At 69.5% G+C, this 2,954-nt stretch carries 5 protein-coding genes; 2 read left to right on the top strand and 3 right to left on the bottom strand.

Annotation, left to right across the window (positions count from 1 at the left end; all coding sequences use genetic code 11):
• Positions 1 to 150 precede the first annotated feature (150 nt).
• Both CHB84_RS22035 and CHB84_RS22030 read right to left on the bottom strand, forming a co-directional pair.
• Positions 151 to 354 (bottom strand): DUF397 domain-containing protein, encoded by a 204-nt coding sequence (locus tag CHB84_RS22035; protein WP_089303556.1) that lies wholly within the window; start codon positions 352 to 354, stop codon positions 151 to 153.
• Positions 355 to 371: 17 nt separating this feature from the next.
• On the bottom strand, positions 372 to 1,238 hold the full coding sequence (locus CHB84_RS22030; RefSeq protein ID WP_089303555.1) for a helix-turn-helix domain-containing protein: 867 nt from the start codon (positions 1,236 to 1,238) through the stop codon (positions 372 to 374).
• 100 nt (positions 1,239 to 1,338) lie between these two features.
• Here CHB84_RS22030 and CHB84_RS22025 point away from each other — a divergent pair, with 100 nt between their 5' ends.
• Together CHB84_RS22025 and CHB84_RS22020 are read left to right on the top strand one after the other, a co-directional pair.
• On the top strand, positions 1,339 to 1,572 hold the full coding sequence (locus CHB84_RS22025; protein ID WP_089303554.1) for a hypothetical protein: 234 nt from the start codon (positions 1,339 to 1,341) through the stop codon (positions 1,570 to 1,572).
• Positions 1,569 to 1,934 carry a hypothetical protein gene (locus tag CHB84_RS22020; protein WP_089303553.1) on the top strand — a complete coding sequence of 122 codons (366 nt, stop codon included), beginning with the start codon at positions 1,569 to 1,571 and terminating at the stop codon, positions 1,932 to 1,934. The genes CHB84_RS22025 and CHB84_RS22020 overlap by 4 nt, the downstream gene beginning before the upstream one ends.
• A 180-nt stretch (positions 1,935 to 2,114) precedes the next feature.
• Here CHB84_RS22020 and CHB84_RS22015 read toward each other — a convergent pair.
• The coding region (locus tag CHB84_RS22015) for a dioxygenase family protein (RefSeq protein ID WP_141134786.1) at positions 2,115 to 2,954 on the bottom strand (840 nt) is incomplete at its 5' end.

Below are 2,954 nucleotides of genomic sequence, written 5' to 3'. Positions count from 1 at the left end.
GCCTCGTCCTCGCTGCTTCCGGAGTACTGTTGCAGCGTTTCCAGCCGGAACAGCGAGTAGCGGAAGGACGTCAGCCCTTCCCACAGGCGGTCAATGCCCGGACGCGAGTCCCGCACGGTCATGCCGAACCCACCGACCGGGCCGCCCGGTTCACCGGTCGAGCGCGCCCTCGTGCGCCGCCGCCAGCAGGGCGGCGAAACCCCGCGTCGAGACGCCGATGACGGGACTGTCCGCGCCGAGCTTGCTGTCGCGGATACCGCGCACTCCGGGGGCGTGTCCGATCTCGACGCACTCGCTGTTGTGCGGGCTGAAGCTGGACTTGTGCCAGCCGGTGAACTCGGCCGAGCTCGTCATCACGTCCTCCGATGGCGCTACGGGAACTCATCGGCCACCCGGAGCAGGACGTCCCGCGACTCCACAGGCCCGAGGGCTGCCCCGACCAGCCGCTGCCAGAGCCCAGTATAGGCTGCCACGTCGTCGTGATCGTCCAGGTACTTGCCATCGGTCAGCTCCTCCAGGTAGACGAACTCCAACGGGCCAGCAGGTCCAGGTGACGGCACCCGGAACAGGTTGAAGTCATACGTCACGCGGGGAACCGAGCTGGCCGCGAAGGGCAGCACCTGGAGGTGCACGTTCGGCTGCCGTGCCACCTCGACCAACCGGTGAAGCTGATCGCGCATGACCTCGGAGCTGCCGACCACGCGGCGGATGGCCGACTCGGAGAACACGAACCCCACCTGCGGCGCGTCGGGCTTGGTCAGCACCTGCTGCCGCTCCATCCGCGCCTTGATGGCCTCCTTCACCGTCTGGTCGACCATGTTCGCCTGGCTGTCGGCGAACATCGCGCGGATGTAGTCCTCGGTCTGGAGGAGACCAGGCACGATCTCCATCTGGTACTTACTGATCGCCGATGCGTCCTGTTCCAGGTCCACGGCCATGCGGAAGTACTTGGCGTAAATCGCGCGGTAGCCGGACCAGCGGCCACGCTGTGAGTTTCCCTTGGCGAGGTCGAACAACCACGAGGTGTCCTCGGGCTCGTCGATACGCTCCCGGTAGAAGTCGAGCAGGTCACCGAGCTGACGCTGGGTGAGCGCCGTCTGACCGAGTTCGAGCCTGCTGATCGTACTGGTGGTGCGCTCGACCACCTGGGCAGCGGCCTCGATCGTCTCGCCGGCCTCCTCGCGCAGGTGGCGGAGTTCGTTTCCCAGCTGCAAGCGTCGCACTGTCGGAGTCGCCATGCTCTGACCCTTCCATGCCGGTGCTCCCGGGCACACTCACCCGATCGTTGCATTCCCTCGACGGGAATGCACAGTGGGAATGCATGTTAGGTGATGCGGCGTGCGGTGGTTGATCTCGATGGATGACGGCAGGTGGCACGCCTACCCGGACTTCGAGGTGGCGCGGCACTACCCGCGCGCGTGCTGCGGGCGGGCGACGCGTGCGACCCGCGTGCTGGTCACCGGCGCCGCATCGCGCTGCGAGGCGTGCGCGGTGATTCCGATGATGCTCCCGGCCGGCGCGGGTACCCCGACTCCCGCACCGGCCGGGTCCCTCGCAGGCGGCGACCGATGAGCGCCCGGGGTCGCGAGCCGGACGCGGAGCACCTGGCCGCACTGCGGCGCAGTGTCGCTGCGGGGTTCGGCTTCGTGCACCTGCACGACCACGGCGGGCTGGCCGCGATCCACGCCGAGCGCTGGCGCGACGGTGCGGTGGACACGGTCACGGTGCGCGCTGCGGGCGAGGCGCTGGCCGCGCGGTACCGCGCGGAGGACTACGGCCGTGCCGGGGCGCACCCGCTGTGGCAGGCCACCGGCAGCGTCGCCGACGTCGTGGACCGGCTGCTGGAGCTGCCGCCGCACGGCACGCCGGCCGCGCCGAGCCGCGCGGTGCGCCCACGCGACCAGCTGTGGCTGCCGCAAGGGGTGCGGCTATGACGCTGGCACTGGTCGTGATGCTGTCCGCGACGGCGGCCCTTGTCGGGCTGATCGTCCTGGCCGACACCGTTGCCACCCGGCGCCTGCGCGCCCGGCGCACCGGCGGCGACAGGCGTGTCTCGGTGTGGCAGCTGCAGTACGACCTCGCCGAACAGCGCGGCAACGAGCGGCCACCTGCTCTCAGGACTCCGGTTCGAGCACCAGATCGACGTTCGCCAGCCGGAACGGGGCGGCCACCCCGTACCGCTCCGCCTCATCAGGGTCGCTGACCTCCCGGAACTCGTGGATCAGGCTCCGTTTCACCGCGAAGACGGCGTCGCTTTCGATGTACGGGCTGTCGGCGACGAAGACGTGGGTGACGACCGGTACGTGTCCCTCTGCGCTGACGATGATGTGGATGTGGGCAGGCCGGTACGGGTGGCGGTTCGTCGCGGTCAGCAACTGCCCCACCGGTCCGTCGGTCGGGATCGGGTAGTGGCTGGGCAGCACGGTGCGGAACCGGAACCGGCCCTCGGAGTCCGCGGTGAACAGTCCCCGGCCGTTGCCAAGGGGCTGGACATCGGGCTGTTGCACGTCGTAGAAGCCCTGGTCGTTGGCCTGCCACACGTCGAGCTGGGCGCCGGGCAGCGGGGTCCCGTCGAGCGAGACCACCCGCCCCTCGACCACGCACGGCGGGCCGTCGCCCAGCAGGTCGATGCTGTCCCCGAGCCGGCGGGCGGGCGACTCGACGACGTGGAACGGCCCGAGCACGGTCGAGGCGGTGACAGCGTCCGGTCCCCTGGCGTTGAGGGTCTCCACCAGCATGGACACCCCGAGAACGTCGGAGAGCAGGATGAACTCCTGGCGCTTGTCGTCGCACATGTGCCCCACGGCTGTGAGGAACTCGATGACCTTCTCCCATTCCGCCGAGGTGGGCTCGACGTCACGGACGAAGGCGTGCAGATGGCGCACCAGGCTCGTCAGTATATCCCGCAGCCGCGGGTCCGGAGTATCGGCGAAACTCGCGATGACCGCGTCGGC

It is taken from the genome of Haloechinothrix alba, from assembly GCF_900188115.1.
GTDB lineage: Bacteria > Actinomycetota > Actinomycetes > Mycobacteriales > Pseudonocardiaceae > Haloechinothrix > Haloechinothrix alba.
This window is presented reverse-complemented; position numbering and strand designations above follow the sequence as displayed.